The sequence below is a fragment of the Mongoliitalea lutea genome (assembly GCF_014652135.1).
Taxonomy (GTDB): Bacteria; Bacteroidota; Bacteroidia; order Cytophagales; family Cyclobacteriaceae; genus Mongoliitalea; species Mongoliitalea lutea.
In genome coordinates, this window is the sequence record NZ_BMYF01000022.1 from 54,298 (window position 1) to 75,182 (window position 20,885).

Consider the following 20,885-nt stretch of genomic DNA (forward strand, 5'->3'; position numbering starts at 1 on the left):
ATGATGCTAGCACAAGCAATGACAGAGGGCACTATGGCCTTGGACAGTCTCTCTACTATGGGAGCGGGTAAACCGAGTATTGGTTTATTGGATTTGATTTTAAAAGGGGGATATATGATGATTCCTCTGTATGTTTTATTCGTTTTGGCAATTTTCATTTTTGTGGAGCGCTTGATAACGCTGCGCAAGGCTGCAAAATCCCCAAAGCATTTAATGGATCAAGTAAAGGTTTTGGTACAGTCCGGTAAAGTGGAGCAAGCCAAGGCTTTATGTGTAGGTGAAAATACACCTGTAGCCAATATGATATCCAAAGGATTGGAAAGAATTGGCAGTCCATTGAAAAATATTGAAGTGTCTATTGAGAATGTAGGGAAAATCGAAATTTACAAGCTGGAGAAAAATTTGGGTGTCTTGGCTACCGTAGCAGGTGCTGCGCCTATGATTGGTTTCTTGGGAACAGTAGCAGGGATGATTCGTGCATTCATTGGTGTTGCACAGGAAGAAGGAATGGTTTCTCCGAAACTCCTTTCTACAGGTATTTATGAAGCAATGATTACTACAGCTGCTGGATTAGTAGTGGGTATCGTGGCTTACTTAGGTTACAATTACTTGGTTTCCCAAGTATCCAAATTGGTCCACAGTATGGAGTATACCTCTGTGGAATTTATTGATATGTTACAGGAAAAATAACATGGGTTTACAATCCAAACATAAAGTAGATGCTGCCTTCAGCATGTCATCCATGACAGATATCATTTTCTTGTTGCTGATATTCTTCATGCTGACATCCTCTTTCATTACTCCCTCCGGATTACCGGTCAATTTGCCCTCTAGTGAGGCATCTGATATCGTAATGCAAGAAGTTACTGTGACCGTGACCAAGGATTTGAGATTTTCGGTCAATGACCGTATTGTCAATCGGGAAGATGTTAAATCAGAACTGACGGCTTTGTTAACAGAAAAAAAAGGTCAGGTAGTTTTGCATATTGACAAGGAAGTTCCCGTTGAATATTTAGTAGAGATTGGTGGAATTGCAGCTGGCTTGGAAGCCAATGTCTCCATCGCTACGAAACCATATAAGTAAGAACATGCAGGTTTGGGAAACAGATAGCCAAGAAGCCGAAAACAAACGAAAGGCACTCATCATTACCATCATCGTCAATGTGTTGGTATTGTTGGCTATATATTTTATCGTGGTTTGGAAGGAGCAAATTCCTCCCTTACAGAAGTATGGGATGGAATTGAATTTAGGTTTCTCAGATTTGGGTTCGGGTAATAATCAAACCACTGCACCTCCTTCTGAGGTCCAAACAAGCAATACAGAAGCTCCGGCACCAGGACAGCAAAGTCCGCGACCAACGGAAGCTGCTGTACCCGTTACCCAACCTAAAACTGAGGTAGCTAAGCCTGCGGCTAAACCTACCCAGCAAACCTTCGAAGCAGTATCCAAAACCCCCAGTGCCGTAAAAGGAAGTGATAAGCCCAGTACTACAACTACTAAGGAGACAACTCCTGTAAGAAGAGAGTCAACTCCTGCTACCAAACCTGCCAATGCAGATGCGCAGCAGACCACTACCAAGGCAGAGGAAACACCTAAAATCAATCAGCGAGCTCTGATGGGTGCGGGTGGTTCCTCTGGTACTTCCAATCAAGCCGTTACAGGCTCCTCACAAGGTTCATCTACCACCCGTGGGGATGAAGGCCGACCACAAGGAACCGTAGATGGACGGGCTATCATGGGGTCAGGTTCCGGAACAGGTAGTCCAGGACCTTCTTCAGGGATTGGGTTGGATTTGGCTGGATGGGAATTTGCTTCACAACCGACAATTCGGGATAATGTATCTACGAGAAGTGGAAGAATTGAATTTCAAATCACGGTGGACGATAATGGGAAGATTGTTCAGGCTGTACCAAGAGAATACAATGTTTCCAATGAAGTGTTGGCATATTATCGAACAGTCCTGAATCAAATTAACTTCAAAAGACAGGGCGGCACAGTTCCTGCTGCTTTCTCCCAAGGCAGAATTACTTTTATCATCAAAGTAGATTAATCATGACCTACGCCGAAACGTTGGACTACATGTTCAATGCTTTGCCTATGTTCCAACGTATTGGAGCAGCTGCTTTTAAAAAAGATTTGAGCAATACCCTTGCCCTGTGCAAGCACCTGGGAAATCCGGAACAAAAAATCAAAACCATTCATGTAGCTGGCACCAATGGAAAAGGGAGTACTTCTCATATGTTGGCAGCTATCTTGATGAAGGCAGGCTATAAAGTTGGTCTTTATACTTCCCCACATCTCAAATCCTTTACGGAGCGGATTAAAGTAGATGGTACCTGTATTAGTGAAGAGGCTGTTGTCGCGTTTATTGCTGACAATCAATCATACCTAGATGAGTTGAAACCCAGTTTTTTTGAGATGACTGTGGGCATGGCCTTTTGGTACTTTGCCAAAGAGCAGGTGGATATTGCGGTAATTGAAGTTGGTATGGGGGGAAGATTGGATAGTACGAATGTTATTGTTCCCGAAGTATCCATCATCACCAATATTGGCTATGACCATATGCAGTTTTTGGGGGATACGCTTTCGCTGATCGCTGCAGAAAAAGCAGGGATCATCAAACACAACGTTCCCGTCGTCATCAGCCACACGCAAGAAGAAATCATATCTGTTTTCCAGCAACAAGCAGATGCCCAAAATTCCATGCTATACTTTGCACAGGAAAGCTATCATGTAGAGCGATTGGCCGATAGGCAAGGGTTTGCTTCCTATCGCGTGGAAGGTGATGCCAAGTTGGTTTTGCATGTTCAGCTATTAGGAAATTATCAAGCCAAAAACTTACCCGGAGTACTCAAGACCATTGATGTGCTGCAGGCAAAAGGTTGGACTATTACTATGGATGCCATGCAGCAAGGGCTTCAATCGGTCATTGATCTGACTGGTCTTAAAGGGCGCTGGCAGATTTTGGCAGAAAAACCCCTCCTAATTTGTGATACGGGGCATAATGAAGATGGTATTCGAATGATTTTGGACCAATTGGAGCAGTATGAGTACCACCAATTATGGATGGTATTGGGAATGGTCAATGATAAAGATGTTTCCAAAATCCTTTCACTATTGCCCAAAGCTGCCCAATATATTTTCTGTCAGGCTTCCATCCCTCGGGCAATGCCAGCTGAAGACTTAGCGAAACAAGCTGCTTCTGTAGATTTACAAGGGGTAGTGATCCCAAATGTCAACGAAGCCATAGAATTTGCCAAGAAAAAGGCTGCTCCAGAGGATTTAATATTCATTGGAGGCAGTACCTTTGTGGTCGCTGAAATTAACGATATCTAACATGAGCAGAAAAAAGCTGCAACGCTTCAAAGAAAACGAGGAAAATTGGAATGTGGTGCAAGAGGGAAAGGAGATCTTTGAACAGATTAAAGGAAAATGGAATACTATTCAATTCAAGCAAGCGCAACCGCTAACGGTTGAACTGGCCTGCGGTAGGGGAGAGTTTACAGTGGGATTGGCCAGGCAATATCCCAATCGTAATTTTGTCGGAGTAGATATCAAAGGAGCCCGTATTTGGAAGGGGAGTACAATTGCACTGGCAGAGGGAATGGAAAATGTTTCCTTCTTACGTACGCAAATTCAGCAATTGGAGAAATTTTTTGATCAAGAAGAAATCTCCGAGCTTTGGATTACTTTTCCGGATCCATTTCCTAGAGATGGTGATGAAAAAAGAAGATTGACCTCTCCCAAATTTTTGGATATGTATAAGCCCATGCTTCAAAGGGATGGAATCGTCCATTTTAAAACAGATAATACAGGGCTTTTTGATTATACACTAGACCTCGTGCAAACAAGAGAAGACATTGAGGTACTGCTATATACACATGATTTCAATGCCTCTCCGTTGAAAGACGAGCATCATGGGATTCAGACCAAATACGAAAAGATATTTTCCGAAAAAGGGGAGAAAATCAAATACCTGCAATTTAGATTTTTGTAAAGAAAGCTAACCTAGGCTGCAAGATTTCTGTATATTAGTAAAAAATCTCTGAAATATGGATGCTGGAAATTTAATTTATCTACTTGCTGTAATCATCTACTTTATCTATTCGGCACTTAAGAAAAACAAGCCGGAAATGCCCGAGGATACAGATTCTAGTGGATCCGATGGCGAACGACAGCAGCCAGCTTCCTTTGAGGAGCTCTTGCGAGAAATCAGAAGAGGCCAACAAGAGGCCCAACGAGATTTGGAACAGACTGGCCAAGGAGAGGTCTTGGAAGAGCGAAGATCAGAACCTGCCAGAAGAGCTGAACCTACATTCCAACCTATGCCGCAAGCGCGGCAGCCAAAAGCTTACCAGGCTTTTCAGGGAGCCCTCGATGAAGACTACAAACCAAAGTATAAAACTTTAGACGAACAAGTTAGAATCTCTTCCTCTATTCAAGGAATTAAACCAACTAATGCTGCTGCTTCTAAAGTAAAGAAAAAGCAGGTGCATCGATATGCAGACCTACTTCAGAACCCTAAAACTGTCAAGGATGCAGTAGTTCTTTCAGAGATTTTGAATCGTAAGTTTTAACTTTTCTCAAACACATTAAATACTTCTGCGGTTAATAATCCAATTCTAGGACCTTTGTCGTATATCGGATTATGAAAAAAACGCAGGAAATTCAGACAGGAACGCTTACAGAAGCAAGAAGAGCATTCCTTAAAAAAAGTGGGGCATTCGCAGTGATGTCGGTGTTTGGTGTTGGATTTTTTACAGGTTGTTCGGATGACACCGAACCTGGTACTCCTTCAGCACCAGTGGGCGATAGCATTCAATTTAGCAATGGTATCCTTACTATTGACCTTTCGCAGGCTTCTCAGCTTTCCAACGCAGGAGGTTGGGTCTTAGTGACTCAAGCACGCGTGTTGGTCGCAAACATTGGCAGCAATCAGTTTACTGCTCTAACCTCTGTTTGTACGCACTCAGGATGTGACCGTAATTGGTCTTTTTCCAACAATGTATTTGTTTGTTCGTGTCATAACAGCCGATTCAATCCAGATGGTTCTGTGATAAATGGACCTGCAGCTAGACCGCTTCAATCATTCCCAATTACAAGAGACGGAAATATCCTAACCATTCAAGTATCATGAGGTATGTTGGTATTTTCATCCTTTACTTGATCTTATTCTCCTCTGTTAATGCACAGGAATTTAAGGGAGAAAAGGGTGAAATTGTATTTATTTCCCAAGCGCCCTTGAGTGAGTTTGAAGGAAAATCTCAGGCCCTCAATGGACTCGTTGATTTTGATAAAAACCTTTTAGACTTCTTTATTGATCTCAATACCTTGAAAACAGGTATAGGTTTGCGGGATAGACACATGCGGGAGAATTATTTGGAAACCAAAAAATTCCCATTTGCCGAGTTCACTGGTAAAATGAAGACTGTTCCAAGCCTAGAGGCTGGCAAGTCTCAGAATGTGGTTGCTGTTGGGAAATTTAAAATTCATGGAGTGGTGCGGGAAATTGAGGTTCCAGGGCAATTGACACTACAAGGAAATGAACTTTTACTGAAAGCTAGTTTTAAAGTATTGCTATCTGACCATAATATTCCCATTCCAACGGTCATGTTTTATGAATTAGCTGAGGAACAAATCGTCAATATTTCCATTCGATTAAAAAAGACAAATTAACTATTTATGAAGAAGGTAGCATTGCTTTGGATGTTGTTAGGCTTGACTTTTCAATCCCAAGCACAATTGGAAAGAAAATTGGCAACGGAAAGCCAAGAAGTAGATCTTATTTTCCATGCGCCCAGAAACATCAACTTGTTGACAACAGAGCCTGTTGACAAAGGAACCTTGCACTTTGCAATCATGCATACTTTTGGAACCTTGGATGGAGGAATCAGAAATTTGTTTGGTATAGATAATGGAGCCAGTATTCAATTCAGTTTTGAATATGGATTCAATGATAAATTCTCTCTTGGTGCAGCTCGTCAAGGTCTGGATAAAATCTACAATCTTTATGGACGCTACCATTTTTTCAAACAAACATACGATGATAAAGTGCCTTTTTCCTTATCCGCTATGGGAGGTGCAGGAGTCAATACGTCCGATTATAGTTTTCTGATTGAAGGAGATCCAAGTTTGGCAAACCGTACTTCTTATGCCTTTCAATTAATGGCAGCAAGACGGTTTTCAGATAAAATCTCCCTGCAAGTATCACCCATGATGGCTTATTTTATGGATATGAATCCAATTTTCTTCTTAGAAGGAGATCAAAATCTCTATTTAGCTCTTGGGTTTAGTGGAAAGTATAAAGTTTCGAGCAAGGCTTCACTAACGTTACAATGGATACCAAACCTTAACAACGATTTACGCAACAATGTCGGATTAGGGATAGATTTAGAAGCAGGCGGACACGTGTTCCAAATGTATTTTGTAACTTCTCCTGCACTCAATGAGCAATACTTGTTGGCGGGTGGCAATGGTGTTCCAGGCGAACAATTCCGCTTGGGATTCAATGTCAATCGTGTGTTTGCAACCAAGAGGAGCAAAGCCAACTGGTAATATCATGTGATTTATTGAGACATTTACTGTCAATTGCTGTTTCTTTTCAGGGAAAAGGGCTATCTTTTCGGCATATTCTTAAAGTATGGCAAAGGCAAATAGCGTAGAGCAGCAAAAGATATTGCGGGTTTTTAAACTCATCAATTTATTAAGGGGAAATATTGGCAAGACTGTTCATAAACTAGCGGAACTTTTACAGACAGACACCCGCACAGTCTATCGGTATTTTAGGTTGCTAGAAGCGTTGGGCTTTGAAATTGAAAAGAAGTATGGCAAATTTAAAATCATCGATAGAGTAGAAGCACCTGACAAGTTTGCCTTTGGCACCTTCAATGATGAAGAAATTAACTTCATGCAAGAGCTTTTCTCCAAACATGGTAAGAAGCATTTGCTTAAAGATGCAATTCTGCAAAAAATAACTATCCGTTCCGATTTTCATCAATCAGTCAATCAGCTATTCAATGCAAATTTGGGCGTATTTGTTGACCAATTGGCATCAGCCATTAAGCATGAAAATCAGGTAATCTTGGCGGATTATTATTCTTTAAGCTCAGATTCTGTTTCCGATCGCTTGGTAGAGCCCGTTGCTTTCAATAAAAACTTCGATTCCGTTTTTGCTTTTGAAATCGAAAGTAAAGAAATGAAGCAGTTTAAGATAGAGCGGATAGGAGAGGTGCAGCTTACTTCTAAGCCCTTTATGTATCAGCAATTGCATGAACGATTGGAGCAAGGTTTATTTGGCTTTACCGGGAAAAATCAATTTGAAGTAGTATTAAAGTTGAGCAAAAAAGCCTTTCAGTTGATGATGGAAGAGTTCCCAGATGCCAAACCCTTTACTTATACCAAAAACAGAAATCAGTACTATTTTGAAAGTAAAATCCCCCAACTGCCAGGATTAGCACGCTTTATTCTAGGCTTACCGGGAGAGATTAAGATTATAGAAGGAGAAGAATTGAAGCAGTATATTCAAGAGCAATTGGATAAGGCGAAGTATTTTTAGTTTTACTGTATACCAAAATTGCTATGTCTGGGGGTTGTGTATAAGAGGATTGATGTTCAATTAATGGTGAATAGTGAATCATTTTAATATGTTTATACAAAATCTGTTTTTATTAAAAAAATAACAAAATAATCTACTTAATATTGCCAAATATATTTTTTTCGGTTCGGTTGGTTAAAATCTGTATATTTGACTTCATAAAATAACACTCAAACCTAACCATGCTTAAAAACAACTATCAAACAGAAGTATCCAAGCGATTTACCATCTATAACAGTTTGTTTTTGGATTTGCCTTTTCAGGGGATCCATCATACGGGAACTTTGTTGCCGATTTTGGCCAATAAGTGCCAAGAAGGGTTTCAAGCCAATAAAACTCCCAAAGAGATTATCAATGGATTTTTTGATGAATTAATGGCGCAAAATAGTACTGAAGATCGTCACGCATTCTTATTCAGAATGGTGCAGTATGTGGAGCGCCAAGTTGTGTTATTTGACTCCATTGAAGATGCTGCCTTTGATAAAATCCATGATTTAAAAGGAAAAGGAAGCGTGCAAGCACTGGTAGCCCGTGTGGATAATGACCGCAAACGGGAAGCATTGATCGAAAAATTGAGGAATTTTTCAGTACGCTTAACACTTACAGCACACCCAACACAGTTTTATCCGGGGAATGTATTGGGTATCATCACTGATTTGGAAGAGGCTATCAAAACCAATGATCTGGGAAATATCAATCTTCTTTTGCAACAATTGGGGAAGACACCCTTTATCAATAAAGAAAAACCAACACCCTTGGATGAAGCTGTCAGCTTGATATGGTTTTTGGTGAATGTGTTTTATGTGTCTATTCCGGATATTTTGGTCCGATTGCTTCGTATGTTGGATATTCCGCTACATGAGTGGGAAAATCCTGGATTGTTAAAAGTTGGTTTTTGGCCAGGAGGTGACAGGGATGGAAATCCATTCGTGACCCATGATACAACCATCCAAGTAGCTGAAAAGCTTCAAAAGTGGATTTTGAGATGCTACTACAGGGATGTAAGAAAAATTAGAAAGCGTCTGACCTTCAAAAATGTAGAGCCTATCATGGTGAAGGTTGAAAATGGTCTTTTTAATTCCCTGTTTGATAACCAGAACTACTATCAAAGTAAAGACGAACTATTAGCTGATTTGTTGGAAGCAAGGCAGGCTTTGTTAACGCAGCATGATGGCTTGTTCCTAGATCAATTGGATGAATTTATTTTAAAAGTACGGATTTTTGGTTTTCACTTCGCTAATATGGATGTGAGGCAGGATAGCCGAAAACACGATGCTCTGTGGGAGGAAATTATTGAAGAAACGGTAGGTGCTGATGGTTTAGCTACTTTTCAAGGTAAAACAGAAGAAGAAAAAATAGCCTATATTCTCAATTTTGAACCAAAACTAGGAGAAGTAGCCTTCAAAGAGCCATTCCATCAAGAGATGCTCAAGAGTTTTGATGCAATCCAATCAGTTCAACAATCTAATGGGGAAGATGGCTTGCATCGCTACATCATTTCCAATTGCCAATCAGCTTTCCATGTTTTAGAAGTTTTTCAGTTAGCAAGATTATCTTGGAATAATGCCGATACTGCTTTGCCATTGGATATTGTGCCATTATTTGAGACAATCGATGATTTGGCACAAGCACCTCAGATTATGGAGCAGCTGTACACAAATCCGATTTATCAGGCTCATTTGAAATCCCGTAATCATAAGCAGACCATTATGTTAGGCTTTTCCGATGGAACCAAAGATGGAGGTTACATCCGTGCCAATTGGTCTATTTTACGAGCCAAAGAGGAGCTGAGCAAAATTTCCAAAGCCTACGATATTAAAGTCGTATTCTTTGATGGTCGGGGAGGACCTCCAGCTAGAGGAGGAGGGAATATGCATAACTTCTATGCATCTCACGGTCCACAAATTGAAAATGCAGAAATTCAGGTAACTATCCAAGGGCAAACGATATCTGCTAATTATGGCAAACCGGTTTCCTGTAGCTATAACTTCGAGCAATTACTTTGTGCCGGGATCGAAAATGAGTTGTACCCATCTTCTGAAAAGAACCTCAATCCTTATCAACGTGCGCTGATTGATCAGATGGCGACGGTTTCTTATCAGTTTTACAAGGATTTTAAAGCACATCCTGCATTTTTATCCTACTTAGAACATGTCACTCCATTGAAGTATTTCGGACAGGTAAATATTGGTTCCCGTCCCTTGAAAAGGGGGAAAGACACAGGCTTAAAGTTTGAGGATCTACGTGCGATTCCGTTTGTGGGTTCATGGGCTCAGATGAAGCAAAATATTCCAGGCTTCTTCGGAGTGGGTTTTGCTTTAGGTCAATTAAAAAAGGAAGGGAAGTTTGAAGCGGCTAAGCAATTGTACAATGATTCTTTGTTTTTTAGATCGCTTTTAGGGAACTCTATGCAGTCTTTGGCAAAGTCTTTTTTCCAAGGGACAGCCTATCTGAAAGACAATCCAACATACGCAGACCTTTGGAAGCTAATGTTTGAGGAATATCAGCGAACGGTCGAACTATTGTTGGAAATTTCAGGCATGGATTCCTTACTTCAGGATAATCCAACCTCTAAACAATCCATCGCCATCCGTGAGAAGATTGTCTTGCCTTTGATTACCATACAGCAATATGCCATTCAAAGTATGTTAGAAAGGGGAGAGGATGATCCTGCGCTTCAAAAACTCATCCTGCGCACGATGTTTGGTATCATCAATGCTGCTAGAAATGCTGCCTAAATAGCTTAACTGTCTTTTGAGGGACATCAAATGATGGAGTCTTTCAAAAGACAGCTGTTTTTATGCTTTAGGTGGATTATAGCATTGATTGATAGCTAATATAACCTATGATTTCTCCATTTTCTTCCACCGGAGCTACTTGAATTCCTGCTCGCTTGAAAAATCTAGGAATATAACGGACATTCATTGTCGCAGGAACGCTAATTACAGGCTTACTCATGATCTCGTAGACATTAGTTTCCTTAATATCCAAATCAAGCATGAGAACTTTCGTTACCACATCTTTACTCGTAAGTATTCCAAATGCATCTTGCTCATTTCTTTTGGATATAATCAAGACATCGGTTTGATTTTTCTTTAGCAATGCTACTGCTTCATAAACTGTTGCAAGCCCGTCGACGAATACAATGGAAGTATTCATGATGTCTTTTGCTGTTTGATGTGTATGTTCCATATGTCAGAGGTAGCTATTTTTTAGTTTTTCTTTGAATTGATCCATTTGACTTTCCAGTCCTACTACTTTTTCTACATTCAGCGCAAAAGCAATTCCATGTCCCGGTTCATCTAATTTACCTTCTGTTTTGATAGCTTTAAGAATCCCATCTGCGGTATGTTCTTCTACCAAAAACATCAAGACCTCTGTTTGGTCCATGATAGCTAAACCAAAAAAAGATTTAGATTCTTTAGACCCACTGCCTCGGCCAGTCAGGGAGACATCACCTGTAGCTCCGGCTTTTCTGGCGGCTTCTACCACTTTTTGAGAAAATTCAGGCTTGATCAAAGCCATAATGACTTTAAACTTCATGTCTTTTTAGTTTTTAATGATTGAACAAACAGTAATAATTGTGCATAAGCCAAGACGGCAATAATTGGGAATAGACTGGCAAATGCAATCAATCCAAATCCGTCTATAGCAGGATTTCTTCCCGGAACCACACTCGCTAGACCAATACCCAAGGCTGCTACTATGGGCACCGTGACAGTAGAGGTAGTCACACCTCCGGAATCATATGCAAGGGCAATGATAGACTTAGGGGCAAAGATGGTTTGTATCATAACGATAATATAACCAATGATGATGAAAATATAGAGTGGAATCCCAATGACGATACGAATCGTTCCCAATGTCAAGGCCAAGGCGACACCAATGGCTACCACGATTCTCAATCCCCAAGTACTGATAGTCCCTCCCGATGCCGAGTTAGCTTTGATCGCCACAGCAATGAGTGAAGGTTCGGCTATCGTGGTAGCAAAGCCGATGCAGGCTGCAAAGATATAAACCCAATAAAAAGCTGTCCAACTATCCAAATTGACTCCAAATCGAGTCATAAATTCTTGCTCTGAAAGCTGTACGGCCATCATCTCGCCAAGAGGGAATAAGGCTTTCTCCAATCCTATCAAAAAAAATGTAAGTCCTATGATTACCATCACCAGGCCTGCCAATACTTTTCTAAAATCTTCCAAAGGTCTCCGGAGAATCAGGTATTGAAAAATTGCGAATAGAGAAACTACAGGAGTTACATCCAATAAAGTGGTCCATAAAACCTCGAAAAAATTGACGGAAAAATCGAAAACACCCATGCTACAAAACGATTAGTCCATAAATCATCACAAAAATCATCGGCATCATCACAGCGATTGCTATCAACCCAAATCCATCGGTCAACGGATTTCTTCCTTTGATACTTGAGGCCAATCCAACTCCCAGCGCTGTGACCAAGGGTACTGTAATCGTAGAAGTAGCAACTCCTCCGGTATCATAGGCAATTCCAATGATTTCTTCCGGAGCGATAAAGGTTAAGCCAACAACAGCAGCATAGCCACTGATGATAATGTATTGCAATGGCCAACCTTTGAAAATCCGAAGTACACCTATCAAAATAGCAAAACCAACAGATGCAGCGACTGATACGCGTAGGCCTCTTGCAAAAGAATCAAGTGCAGCTTCCTCTGCACCAATAAAGCCGGCTACCGATGAAACTCTTGCGGCTTCTTTTGAAACAGCAATTAATGCCGGTTCGGCAATCGTCGTAGAAAAGCCCAAAGTGAATGCAAACAAGAGAATCAAAAACACATTTCCTTTATTGGTCAATGCAAATGCCATAGAATTGCCCAAGGGAAATAAAGCCCATTCCAAGCCCTCCATAAAAAGTACTAATCCAACCCAAACCAACAAACTTCCTAAAATTAGATCCTGATAATTTGGTAAAGGTTTTTGAAGAATGATAAATTGAAAAACTAAAATGACCACAATGATTGGCAAGAGGTCGAGCAAAGCTGAATAAAACTTTGAGGTGGTATATCGAGCAATTTTAGGCCAATTCAAAACAGGAAATTGATTTACGCTTGGAGTTCAGTCAAAATTATAGAATTTGAGTTTAAATCACAGGACTTGTCTCTGCTTTTATTTAGGAGGATTTTTTATGGCAATGATTTTTAGGTTTCTTGCTGTTAAGTTTTTTAAAATGTTAAAGCGTGCTTTGAATCAATTTCTTTCAATTGTCCATTAACCAATAATTTGATACCTTCGAGTAATTCGATTCATGTCAAATTATCTGTAAAGCAACTATTATGACCCCAGTTCCAGCTTATTTAAAGAAGGTTAAACACTATTGGACCTCTGATAATAGCTTTATTTCTTTAATGTTGATGCTGCTATTCATTGTGTTTGTTTTGCCTATCATCGTGTCACGCGAAAGTGATACGGATATGCTTCAAAATATATTTTTAGTGGGCCTGTTTATTGTTGGGGTATTTTCTGCTAAAGAAAGCGTTCACTTTTGGCTCTCGATCATATTGGTCAGTATACATGTATTGTTAAGAATTATCCGGTTTACAGATAATCCTTTCCAGTTTTTGGAATTGGAGCGTATTGTCATTATCCTCAATTTAGGAGTATTCATCTTGATCAATTTCAAGTTGCTTTTCAGAGATCAGGAAGCCAATGTGTATAGAATTGTGGGAGCAGTGAATGTGTACTTATCTGTAGCTTTGATGGCCACGTTTGCCTTCGAACTGATTCATTTACATTTCGGAACCTCCATTGCTGGAAATTTGGAATTGAGAGGGGATGACTCAGATTTTGCAGAGTTTATGTACTTCAGCTTAGTGAGTATCAGCACCGTAGGTTTTGGGGACGTGCATCCGGATAATATTCAGGCAAAAATGATTTCTTCTTTTGTATCTGTTTTTGGAATATTGTATCCCGCCATTGTTATCGCAAAACTTGTCAGTATTAGCACCAAAAGGAATTAAGTATGTAACGGGAGAATAATGGAAACTTTGGTTCCTTTGTTTTCTTCAGACTCAATCTTAATTTCTCCATTTAAATAGACTAAAAAATCCTTGCACAAGATCAAACCTAATCCTGAACTGACTTCACCAGCGGTACCAGGACGACTATTATAGGCATCAAGCTTAAAGATATTCTTCAACATTTCCTGATCCATACCAATCCCCTCATCAATGATGCTAAGAACCAATTCTTCGTCTTCTTGAGTAGCTCGGATATGTATGGTTCCGCCTTTATGAGAAAATTTGATAGCATTGGACAAAATGTTGCGAAGTACAGTATCCAAAATATCTTTGTCAGTCTTAATAGGAATAGGATCCCTCAATTCATTGATGACGTGTAAGTCTTTTGTTTTCAGGTTTTCCTCAAACAACCGTAAAATATCTTGCAAATCCATAGTCAAATCCAAAGGTTTGGGATTGACGTGAACTTTGCCACGTTGTGACTTGGCCCATTCAATGAGGTTACTAAGTAAATCTGATGCCCTTTGCGCAGCACTTGAAACTGCGCTTGTCATTATCATGGCACTTTCAATGTTTCCACTCTTCAAATCATCATTAATTAAGTACAATGAAGCAGATACAGCCTTAATTGGGCCTTTCAAATCATGGGCAAGAATAGCAAAAAAACGGTCTTTCTCGGCATTGATCTGCTCGAGTTCATGATTCTGTTCAGAAATAATGAGATTTTTTTTGCTCAAGACAGCTAATAGCTCCCGTTGTTTATTGTTGTTTCTGTACAAGAGATAGATAAATATGGAAGAAAATACAACAACGATAGCAATCCCAGAAACTATAATCCGGACTTGTTCTTGCTTGATTTGAAGTTCCCTTTCGCTCTCTTGCAACTCATACTGAAACTCCAAAGTTTTCAATTGTGTAAGTAGGTCCTTTTCTCCATATTCTTGAATTAAAGGAACCTGTTGTTTCAAATAGTTATAAGCACTTTCATAATCTCCTATAAAGGCATAGTTGGAATGAATGGTATTGTTGGCCATAAAAATATACACAGGAATATCCTGCTTTATGGCTATCTCCAAGGCTTTTTTTGAAAGTTCAATTGCTTTTTCTGGCTCTTCTAAATAACCTATGGAGTATACACGGGACCAGTTTAAATAGATTAAGGCCAAATCTTCAAATAACCTTTCTCGTTCAATTAGTTGAACTGTCTCTTCAAACAATGCTATGGCCTTCTCATATTGCTTAGTAGACACCAAATAACTTCCTTCAATGATATTGGTAGAAATAATTAGATCATACCGTTTTGTATTAGAAGCATAAAACTTACTAGCTTGAATAGTATTGGTCAAAGAATCATCCTTAACTTTTAAATCGGGGTCGAGAGCTAGTTTTGCACCGTAGGAAATTTTTGGGTTAGAAGATAAAAAACTCCCAAAAATACTTCCATCTTTAATATACCACAACTCAAGTAAAGTAGCAGCTATCCTATTGTATATTCTGGCCAACATTACAGGGTCTGGATTATTTGAGAAGTAAAATAAAGATTGGTTGAGATAGGTCATGGCAAGTTCATAGTTTTTACTTGCACGAAAAGTTTCCCCCATGGTTCTCTTAACTTTTGCTACATCGTCCAATAAATTTAACTGTTCAAACAATTGCAAAGCTTGGCCAAGGTTTTCTATGCCACTAGTATAATCTCCTTTTTTGTTTAAACTTATACCATATATTTCATGGGCTCTTGCTAGCCTCTTTTTATCCTTTATTGAATCTGCTAAAAAAATCCCATATAATGCAATCGAACTGCTTAAAGACGCATTCAGTTCATTCGATGCATGATCATTAATTAGCTCAAATCTACGATCTAGCTTTTTTTCATTGTAAAATATTTGTTTAAGTGAATCAGGAAGAACAAGCTGTTTGGCTTGAGTTTCAGAAAATAAAAAAAGTATACTTATCAAAAAAAATAGGAATCCTGTAAAAAATTTAAAGATTAAAGGCTTCATTTTTAACTTAATTACATAAAACTTCCTTCGAAAATGACGAAATTTTTTGTTTTTTCAATCGGTTATATTGAAAAAAATAGCGCTCCCAAAATCGGAGCGCTAATAATTCTTTAAGTTAACTCATATGAAACTGAGATTTCCGTGTTCAAAGCTTTTGAAATTGGGCAATTTACCTCAGCATCTTTCACCAATTCTGCAAATTGCTCTGAAGAAATCCCAGGAACTTGAGCTTTTAAGGCGATAGTTGAGGCCTTAACGGTTCCGTCTTCAAAAGTAATGGTGCACTCAGCGTGCAATTCTTCCGGTGTAAATCCAGCACCTGATAAGTTGAAACTCAACTTCATGGCAAAACATCCAGCATGTGCTGCTGCAATCAGTTCCTCTGGGTTAGTACCAATACCATCTTCAAAACGTGAACTGAATGAATATTGTGTTTGGCTAAGAACACCTGTTTGAGTGGTTAAGTGACCTTTTCCTTCTTTACCTGTGCCATTCCACACAGCGGTTGCTTTTCTTTTCATTTGGTTTTAGTAGTTAGTTAATGGAAAACAATTTTAAAATAGAACAATAGATGATTATCTTGAGACATGGATTCTAAAGATCATCAACTTACCTCTTTGAACCCCCAAGACGAAGAAAAAGTTCTGTGCTTACTCGCGGAAGTTTTTGAAAAGGAGCAAGCCATTCCTGTTGCCTATCTTCCTGTTCCTTTTCCTGTTCAGAAAGGATACGGATTGTGGATGGAATCTGAATTGGTCGGAGTTGCGATTTGTTGGTATGATGGGGATACCTGGCATTGGGGGAGATTTGCAGTACATCCAAAACTCAGGGGCTTGGGGTGGGGCAAAAAACTGGCATATTTCTCTTTGGATAGTTTTTTTCGAGAAATACCTGAGGAATTGATGATTGAGGCAAGGGATGTTACCGTCAATTTACTACTTGGAATGGGAGCAAGGATAATAGGAGAACCCTATGATATTTTTGGAAAAGTTACTCCTATGAAATTAAGTCCAATAGACTTTCAAAAAATAACCCTCGTCAGCAACCGCTGACGAGGGTGTCTTATAAGGGTTAGAATACTATTTCGTCATAGCTTTTTCCCGTTGGACTTCCAGCATATCTACCGGAGGAGGAGTATTGTCACCCAATAAATGCTGCACAAAATAATCTCCCATTCTCCAGAAAAAATATTCGGTCATATTGCCAAATCCATGTCTTTGTCCAGGAAGAATGATGAAATCAAATCGTTTGTTAGCTTTAATTAAGGCGTCTGCCATACGGATGGTATGAGCCGGATGTACGTTATTATCAACATCACCGGTAACCAACAACAAGCGTCCTTTCAGATTCTTCGCTAAATCAGGGTTTTTCTCAATTTGATATAGAAAGGTCGTATCTCCTTTTGGTGTAATGACTTCTTTTACGCCATGATGCTTCTCAGACCACCAACGGTTGTAGATATTGTTTTCATGGTTACCTGCGGAAGATACTGCCACTTTGAAGAAATCAGGATAGACAAGCATCGCAGCTGTGGACATAAAACCACCTCCAGAGTGTCCATGAATACCTACACGGGATTTGTCAATAAAGCTATGTCTATCTGCCAATTGCTCCACTGTTACTTTCTTGTCTGCCAAGCCATAATCCCTCAAATTGCCGTAGCCATAATTATGGTACCACTTGGAGCGTGCAGGGTGTCCACCTCTGTTGCCAATAGTAACTACGATAAATCCAAATTGGGCCAAACGGTCGACTCTATCCATTCCTCTACCAAATGACTTATTAACCGCCTCAGTTTGCGGTCCAGGATATACGTATTCGATGATTGGATATTTTTTGGTTGAATCAAAGTCAAATGGCTTGTACATAACACCGTATAAATCGGTGATTCCATCGTCGGCTTTTACTTTAAATGGCTCAGGGAACTTGTAGCCCGCCGCAAACAAATTACTTAAATCAGCTTCTTCCAAGTCCATTACTTTTCTTCCATTGGCATCATACAACGCAGAAGCTGGGATGGTATTGACTCTTGAATAGTTGTTGACAAAGAAAGTTGCACGGTCATTCATCGAAACGGAATGATTGAAATCACCTGGGTTTAGCAAGGTGATAGCACCGCCGTTGAGGCTGACTTTATATAAGTGCTCATAATACGGGTCCTCACCAGCTTCTTTACCATTCGCAGTGAAGTACAAAAGACGATTCCTTTCATCAACGCGAACAATAGACTCACTATGGAAAGGACCTGAAGTCAATTGTTTTTTGAATGTGCCATCTGTTCCATACAAATAAAAATGAGCCCATCCATCTCTTTCAGACCAATGGATCATCTCTGTTCCATTGTTGATGATTTCAGGCTTATTGATATCAATATATGTATTGCTACGCTCTTCGATAATAACTTCCTTTTTTCCTTCTTTGATGTTCCATCGTGCAATGTCAATGCGCTTCAAATCTCTGGAAGTGATGGAGAAGTAGAAAAAGTCATTGTTGCCCAACCACTTTACAGGCTTAAAATCTTCGTCTCTAGAGGAAGCAGGCAAACTTTCAGACCATAAACCAATGGTTTGGTCTTTAAATGTGGCTACATCCAATTTGCTCATTTCTTTGCTTTCAAAAGAGTAATGATACAGTTCAGCAGTGGGCTGCTCTTTTTCTCCAGGCATCGCATACTTATAGGTCTCCAAGGTAGGTCTTGGGTTACGGGTATTGTGCAACACCCATAAATCTTTCACATGACGGGCATCACTTCTGGTCAATACAAACTGCTTAGAGTCTGCAGACCATAAAACACCTGCTCTTTTGCGGTTATCTTTGTTTTTTTCTTCTTCTACATTATCCTCACCACGGCCCCAGCCACCATAGCTGTAATCTTTTTCTCCATCGGTAGTCAATTGATGTTCTACGATGGTGCTGTCTTTTTCATCTTTTACGGCTTTCAGGAAGTTCTCCTTATCCATCCAAAAGAGGTTTTCATGTTTGCTGAATACCACTTTGGAGGAGTCAGGTGAAATATTGGCCCATGCCAGACGTTTTGCCTCTTCTTCAGGATCCGCAATTTCTGTCAATGTTTGGCTGTTTATATTATAGCGAAATACGAAGGTCTTTTTTTCGATAGAATCACGGGCATTTCTGTTTTTTGCCTTGATTTCTTCCCAATCCTTTTTTACCACATCCTGTGTGCTTTTGATTTTAAACTCGATGGTATTTTCATCTTCCAAAAACTTTAGATTGGTAATACCCAAGTTTTGACCATCAAAAGGGTCTTTGACTACTTTGGTGATTTCCGCTGCCAAACGATCATTGTCAAATAATGGGGTTTTGGTACGGGTTGCAGGATTGACGATGTACCATTTTTTACCATTGGAAGTTTCATACATGTACCAAAAGCGGTCCGATTTTTTCAACCAATGTGCATCTACATCAGTGGTGAAGATCATTTTTCTCAACTTCTCAGGAGAAAACTTAGCAGCGAGCTCGTAATTGCCCTTGGTATGCATTTCCTGGGCTTGCAGATATCCTGCAAAGCATATCAATAGGAGGATTATGTAAACTTTTTTCATACGATTGTTTATTCTAGTTTGAAAACTAGTAGAATTCATTGGCTGTACCTAGTTGAATTCATCTAATGAGGGAGCTTTCTCCATTAATGGTCAATCTTTGGTATGAAAGTGTTTGGGTTCCATTGTTTGGCATCTAGCTCCACTCATCCGCTTTAAAAATGATTCACATAAATATTCCGATGCACTATTGGAATTTGATGTATTTTAGAATTCGTAAACAGCAAACCCTATGAAAAAATCATTACTAACACTTGCCATGGTTTTTCTTTGCCTGGCTTGGACTTTCGCACAGGAAAAAAGAGAAGTAAAAATTGAATCCTCCTCTGTGACCAATGGAGAGGTCACCGTCAAAGGTAAGCGTGTGCCTTACAAAGCTACTGCCGGTACGATGCCTGTATGGGGAGAGGACGGCGAACCTATCGCAACACTTTTCTATACCTATTATGAGCGCACGGATGTAAGTGACAAGAATAAAAGACCTTTGGTATTCTCTTTCAATGGAGGACCAGGTTCTGGGTCCTTGTGGATGCACTTGGCTTACACAGGCCCATATGTATTGAATATTGATGATGAAGGATATCCTTTACAACCTTATGGGGTGAAGCAAAACCCGCACACAATTCTAGACGTGGCTGATATTGTATATGTAGATCCAGTGAATACTGGTTATTCCAGAATTGTCAATAAAGATACGCCTAGAAGTACTTTTTTTGGAATCAACGCTGATGTGAAATACCTGTCTGACTGGGTGAAAACCTTTGTCACTAGACAAAACAGATGGGCTTCTCCTAAGTACCTGATAGGTGAAAGTTATGGTACCACCCGGGTATCCGGTATGGCATATGAGTTGCAAAATGTGCATTGGATGTATTTGAATGGTGTGATTTTGGTATCTCCAACAGGATTGGGACTGGATCGCTCCGGTCCGGTTGCCAAAGCTAACTACTTACCGTATTATGCAGCTACCGCATGGTATCACAAAGTATTGCCAGCTGATTTGCAGGCCAAAGATTTATATGATATCCTTCCCGAGGTGGAAAAGTACACCTTAGATGTAGTACTTCCAGCCATCGCAAGAGGTGGAGCTTTGGATCCTGAGGAAAGAAAAGCGATTGCTAAAAAGATGGCTTATTATTCCGGAATCAAAGAAGAAGTGTTTTTACAGCATGCCTTAGCTGTTCCTACAAGTTTCTTCTGGAAGGAATTGATGCGTGACAAAGGCTTGACAGTAGGACGTTTGGATAGCCGCTACAGAGGAATCGATCAGACAGACGCAGGTGATCGTTACGATTACGATCCAGCGCTTACCGCTTGGAATCATGCATTTTCTCCAGCAATGAATTACTATGCTAAGAATATCTTGAAGTACAACACGGATTTGACCTATAACTTATTCGGTCCTGTCAATCCTTGGGATAGAAGCAATGATAATACAGGCAATCAGTTGGCTCAGGCCATGTTGCAGAATCCATACCTACATGTGATGACCCAATCGGGGTATTATGATGGTGGAACGGACTATTTCAATGCAAAGTATAATATGTGGCAAATGGATCCTGCCGGAAAAATTCAGGACAGGATGTCTTTCAAAGGATATAGAAGTGGTCACATGATGTACCTGAGAGCAGAAGACTTGGCTAATTCCAATGAGGATGTACGCCAGTTTATCTTGGATACCATGGTAGCGCCCGATAAACCAGCTAAATATTGGTAAGAACAAAAAAATCCCTGCTC

General features: G+C 39.9%; 21 protein-coding genes. 14 read left to right on the forward strand and 7 right to left on the reverse strand.

The genetic code is table 11. From position 1 onward, the window contains the following. The 11 genes from IE080_RS16035 to IE080_RS16085 all read left to right on the forward strand — a co-directional run bounded on the left by IE080_RS16035 (nt 1) and on the right by IE080_RS16085 (nt 10,333). Nucleotides 1-690 carry a MotA/TolQ/ExbB proton channel family protein gene (locus IE080_RS16035; protein WP_189584962.1) on the forward strand — a complete coding sequence of 230 codons (690 nt, stop codon included), beginning with the start codon at nt 1-3 and terminating at the stop codon, nt 688-690. Between the two features lies 1 nt (nt 691). Continuing rightward, a complete protein-coding gene (locus IE080_RS16040) occupies nt 692-1,084 on the forward strand; it encodes an ExbD/TolR family protein (RefSeq protein ID WP_189584965.1) in 393 nt (130 codons plus the stop codon). A 4-nt stretch (nt 1,085-1,088) separates the two neighbouring features. Then, nucleotides 1,089-2,051 (forward strand): energy transducer TonB, encoded by a 963-nt coding sequence (locus tag IE080_RS16045; protein WP_189584968.1) that lies wholly within the window; start codon nt 1,089-1,091, stop codon nt 2,049-2,051. A 2-nt stretch (nt 2,052-2,053) separates the two neighbouring features. Further along, on the forward strand, nt 2,054-3,337 hold the full coding sequence (locus tag IE080_RS16050) for a bifunctional folylpolyglutamate synthase/dihydrofolate synthase (RefSeq protein ID WP_189584971.1): 1,284 nt from the start codon (nt 2,054-2,056) through the stop codon (nt 3,335-3,337). 1 nt (nt 3,338) lies between these two features. Further along, entirely contained in the window at nt 3,339-3,998 is a 660-nt protein-coding gene (gene trmB / locus IE080_RS16055; RefSeq protein WP_189584974.1) for a tRNA (guanosine(46)-N7)-methyltransferase TrmB, read from the forward strand. Nucleotides 3,999-4,053: 55 nt separating this feature from the next. Beyond that, nucleotides 4,054-4,578 (forward strand): hypothetical protein, encoded by a 525-nt coding sequence (locus tag IE080_RS16060; RefSeq protein WP_189584977.1) that lies wholly within the window; start codon nt 4,054-4,056, stop codon nt 4,576-4,578. 71 nt (nt 4,579-4,649) lie between these two features. Further along, nucleotides 4,650-5,138: a QcrA and Rieske domain-containing protein gene (locus IE080_RS16065; protein ID WP_189584979.1), complete on the forward strand. Its 489-nt coding sequence runs from the start codon at nt 4,650-4,652 to the stop codon at nt 5,136-5,138. Next, nucleotides 5,135-5,677 carry a YceI family protein gene (locus IE080_RS16070; protein WP_189584983.1) on the forward strand — a complete coding sequence of 181 codons (543 nt, stop codon included), beginning with the start codon at nt 5,135-5,137 and terminating at the stop codon, nt 5,675-5,677. Before IE080_RS16065 ends, IE080_RS16070 begins: the two co-directional genes overlap by 4 nt. Nucleotides 5,678-5,683: 6 nt before the next feature. Continuing rightward, the gene (locus tag IE080_RS16075; RefSeq protein WP_189584986.1) at nt 5,684-6,556 is read left to right on the forward strand and encodes a DUF5777 family beta-barrel protein; all 873 of its coding nucleotides are present in this window, start codon (nt 5,684-5,686) and stop codon (nt 6,554-6,556) included. An 85-nt stretch (nt 6,557-6,641) separates the two neighbouring features. Then, nucleotides 6,642-7,556, forward strand: coding sequence for a helix-turn-helix transcriptional regulator (locus IE080_RS16080; RefSeq protein WP_189584989.1), 915 nt, complete (start codon nt 6,642-6,644; stop codon nt 7,554-7,556). A gap of 221 nt (nt 7,557-7,777) precedes the next feature. Beyond that, the gene (locus IE080_RS16085; protein WP_189584992.1) at nt 7,778-10,333 is read left to right on the forward strand and encodes a phosphoenolpyruvate carboxylase; all 2,556 of its coding nucleotides are present in this window, start codon (nt 7,778-7,780) and stop codon (nt 10,331-10,333) included. A 76-nt stretch (nt 10,334-10,409) separates the two neighbouring features. Here IE080_RS16085 and IE080_RS16090 read toward each other — a convergent pair whose 3' ends face one another. Genes IE080_RS16090 through IE080_RS16105 form a run of 4 tightly spaced genes read right to left on the reverse strand, consistent with a single transcriptional unit; the run spans nt 10,410 to nt 12,659 of the window. Beyond that, nucleotides 10,410-10,787: a CBS domain-containing protein gene (locus IE080_RS16090; RefSeq protein ID WP_189584995.1), complete on the reverse strand. Its 378-nt coding sequence runs from the start codon at nt 10,785-10,787 to the stop codon at nt 10,410-10,412. A gap of 3 nt (nt 10,788-10,790) precedes the next feature. Further along, entirely contained in the window at nt 10,791-11,138 is a 348-nt protein-coding gene (locus tag IE080_RS16095) for a P-II family nitrogen regulator (RefSeq protein ID WP_189584998.1), read from the reverse strand. Continuing rightward, nucleotides 11,135-11,914 carry a DUF1538 domain-containing protein gene (locus tag IE080_RS16100; protein WP_189585001.1) on the reverse strand — a complete coding sequence of 260 codons (780 nt, stop codon included), beginning with the start codon at nt 11,912-11,914 and terminating at the stop codon, nt 11,135-11,137. Before IE080_RS16100 ends, IE080_RS16095 begins: the two co-directional genes overlap by 4 nt. 1 nt (nt 11,915) lies before the next feature. Then, nucleotides 11,916-12,659 carry a DUF1538 domain-containing protein gene (locus IE080_RS16105; RefSeq protein ID WP_229800686.1) on the reverse strand — a complete coding sequence of 248 codons (744 nt, stop codon included), beginning with the start codon at nt 12,657-12,659 and terminating at the stop codon, nt 11,916-11,918. A gap of 245 nt (nt 12,660-12,904) precedes the next feature. Here IE080_RS16105 and IE080_RS16110 point away from each other — a divergent pair, with 245 nt between their 5' ends. Next, complete coding sequence (locus IE080_RS16110; protein WP_189585003.1) at nt 12,905-13,588, forward strand: potassium channel family protein; 684 nt, start codon at nt 12,905-12,907, stop codon at nt 13,586-13,588. On the opposite strand, the gene IE080_RS16115 is transcribed toward IE080_RS16110, so the two are convergent. Together IE080_RS16115 and IE080_RS16120 are read right to left on the reverse strand one after the other, a co-directional pair. Next, the gene (locus IE080_RS16115) at nt 13,585-15,588 is read right to left on the reverse strand and encodes a tetratricopeptide repeat-containing sensor histidine kinase (protein WP_189585006.1); all 2,004 of its coding nucleotides are present in this window, start codon (nt 15,586-15,588) and stop codon (nt 13,585-13,587) included. The genes IE080_RS16110 and IE080_RS16115 overlap by 4 nt on opposite strands. A gap of 110 nt (nt 15,589-15,698) precedes the next feature. After that, entirely contained in the window at nt 15,699-16,109 is a 411-nt protein-coding gene (locus tag IE080_RS16120; RefSeq protein WP_189585009.1) for an OsmC family protein, read from the reverse strand. Nucleotides 16,110-16,175: 66 nt separating this feature from the next. On the opposite strand from IE080_RS16120, the gene IE080_RS16125 reads away from it, so the two are divergent. After that, nucleotides 16,176-16,640 carry a GNAT family N-acetyltransferase gene (locus IE080_RS16125; RefSeq protein ID WP_189585012.1) on the forward strand — a complete coding sequence of 155 codons (465 nt, stop codon included), beginning with the start codon at nt 16,176-16,178 and terminating at the stop codon, nt 16,638-16,640. Between the two features lie 27 nt (nt 16,641-16,667). Here IE080_RS16125 and IE080_RS16130 read toward each other — a convergent pair whose 3' ends face one another. After that, on the reverse strand, nt 16,668-19,151 hold the full coding sequence (locus IE080_RS16130; protein ID WP_189585015.1) for a S9 family peptidase: 2,484 nt from the start codon (nt 19,149-19,151) through the stop codon (nt 16,668-16,670). Nucleotides 19,152-19,380: 229 nt separating this feature from the next. Here IE080_RS16130 and IE080_RS16135 point away from each other — a divergent pair, with 229 nt between their 5' ends. Continuing rightward, a complete protein-coding gene (locus tag IE080_RS16135; RefSeq protein WP_189585019.1) occupies nt 19,381-20,865 on the forward strand; it encodes a S10 family peptidase in 1,485 nt (494 codons plus the stop codon). Nucleotides 20,866-20,885 lie beyond the last annotated feature (20 nt).

Excerpts from the sequence above, each read along its gene's own strand:
- IE080_RS16035 (WP_189584962.1), top strand. The coding sequence starts at position 1 with ATGATGCTAGCACAAGCAATGACAGAGGGCACTATGGCCTTGGACAGT.
- IE080_RS16040 (WP_189584965.1), top strand. The coding sequence starts at position 692 with ATGGGTTTACAATCCAAACATAAAGTAGATGCTGCCTTCAGCATGTCA.
- IE080_RS16045 (WP_189584968.1), top strand. The coding sequence starts at position 1,089 with ATGCAGGTTTGGGAAACAGATAGCCAAGAAGCCGAAAACAAACGAAAG.
- IE080_RS16050 (WP_189584971.1), top strand. The coding sequence starts at position 2,054 with ATGACCTACGCCGAAACGTTGGACTACATGTTCAATGCTTTGCCTATG.
- trmB (WP_189584974.1), top strand. The coding sequence starts at position 3,339 with ATGAGCAGAAAAAAGCTGCAACGCTTCAAAGAAAACGAGGAAAATTGG.
- IE080_RS16060 (WP_189584977.1), top strand. The coding sequence starts at position 4,054 with ATGGATGCTGGAAATTTAATTTATCTACTTGCTGTAATCATCTACTTT.
- IE080_RS16065 (WP_189584979.1), top strand. The coding sequence starts at position 4,650 with ATGAAAAAAACGCAGGAAATTCAGACAGGAACGCTTACAGAAGCAAGA.
- IE080_RS16070 (WP_189584983.1), top strand. The coding sequence starts at position 5,135 with ATGAGGTATGTTGGTATTTTCATCCTTTACTTGATCTTATTCTCCTCT.
- IE080_RS16075 (WP_189584986.1), top strand. The coding sequence starts at position 5,684 with ATGAAGAAGGTAGCATTGCTTTGGATGTTGTTAGGCTTGACTTTTCAA.
- IE080_RS16080 (WP_189584989.1), top strand. The coding sequence starts at position 6,642 with ATGGCAAAGGCAAATAGCGTAGAGCAGCAAAAGATATTGCGGGTTTTT.
- IE080_RS16085 (WP_189584992.1), top strand. The coding sequence starts at position 7,778 with ATGCTTAAAAACAACTATCAAACAGAAGTATCCAAGCGATTTACCATC.
- IE080_RS16090 (WP_189584995.1), bottom strand. The coding sequence starts at position 10,787 with ATGGAACATACACATCAAACAGCAAAAGACATCATGAATACTTCCATT.
- IE080_RS16095 (WP_189584998.1), bottom strand. The coding sequence starts at position 11,138 with ATGAAGTTTAAAGTCATTATGGCTTTGATCAAGCCTGAATTTTCTCAA.
- IE080_RS16100 (WP_189585001.1), bottom strand. The coding sequence starts at position 11,914 with ATGGGTGTTTTCGATTTTTCCGTCAATTTTTTCGAGGTTTTATGGACC.
- IE080_RS16110 (WP_189585003.1), top strand. The coding sequence starts at position 12,905 with ATGACCCCAGTTCCAGCTTATTTAAAGAAGGTTAAACACTATTGGACC.
- IE080_RS16115 (WP_189585006.1), bottom strand. The coding sequence starts at position 15,588 with ATGAAGCCTTTAATCTTTAAATTTTTTACAGGATTCCTATTTTTTTTG.
- IE080_RS16120 (WP_189585009.1), bottom strand. The coding sequence starts at position 16,109 with ATGAAAAGAAAAGCAACCGCTGTGTGGAATGGCACAGGTAAAGAAGGA.
- IE080_RS16125 (WP_189585012.1), top strand. The coding sequence starts at position 16,176 with ATGGATTCTAAAGATCATCAACTTACCTCTTTGAACCCCCAAGACGAA.
- IE080_RS16130 (WP_189585015.1), bottom strand. The coding sequence starts at position 19,151 with ATGAAAAAAGTTTACATAATCCTCCTATTGATATGCTTTGCAGGATAT.
- IE080_RS16135 (WP_189585019.1), top strand. The coding sequence starts at position 19,381 with ATGAAAAAATCATTACTAACACTTGCCATGGTTTTTCTTTGCCTGGCT.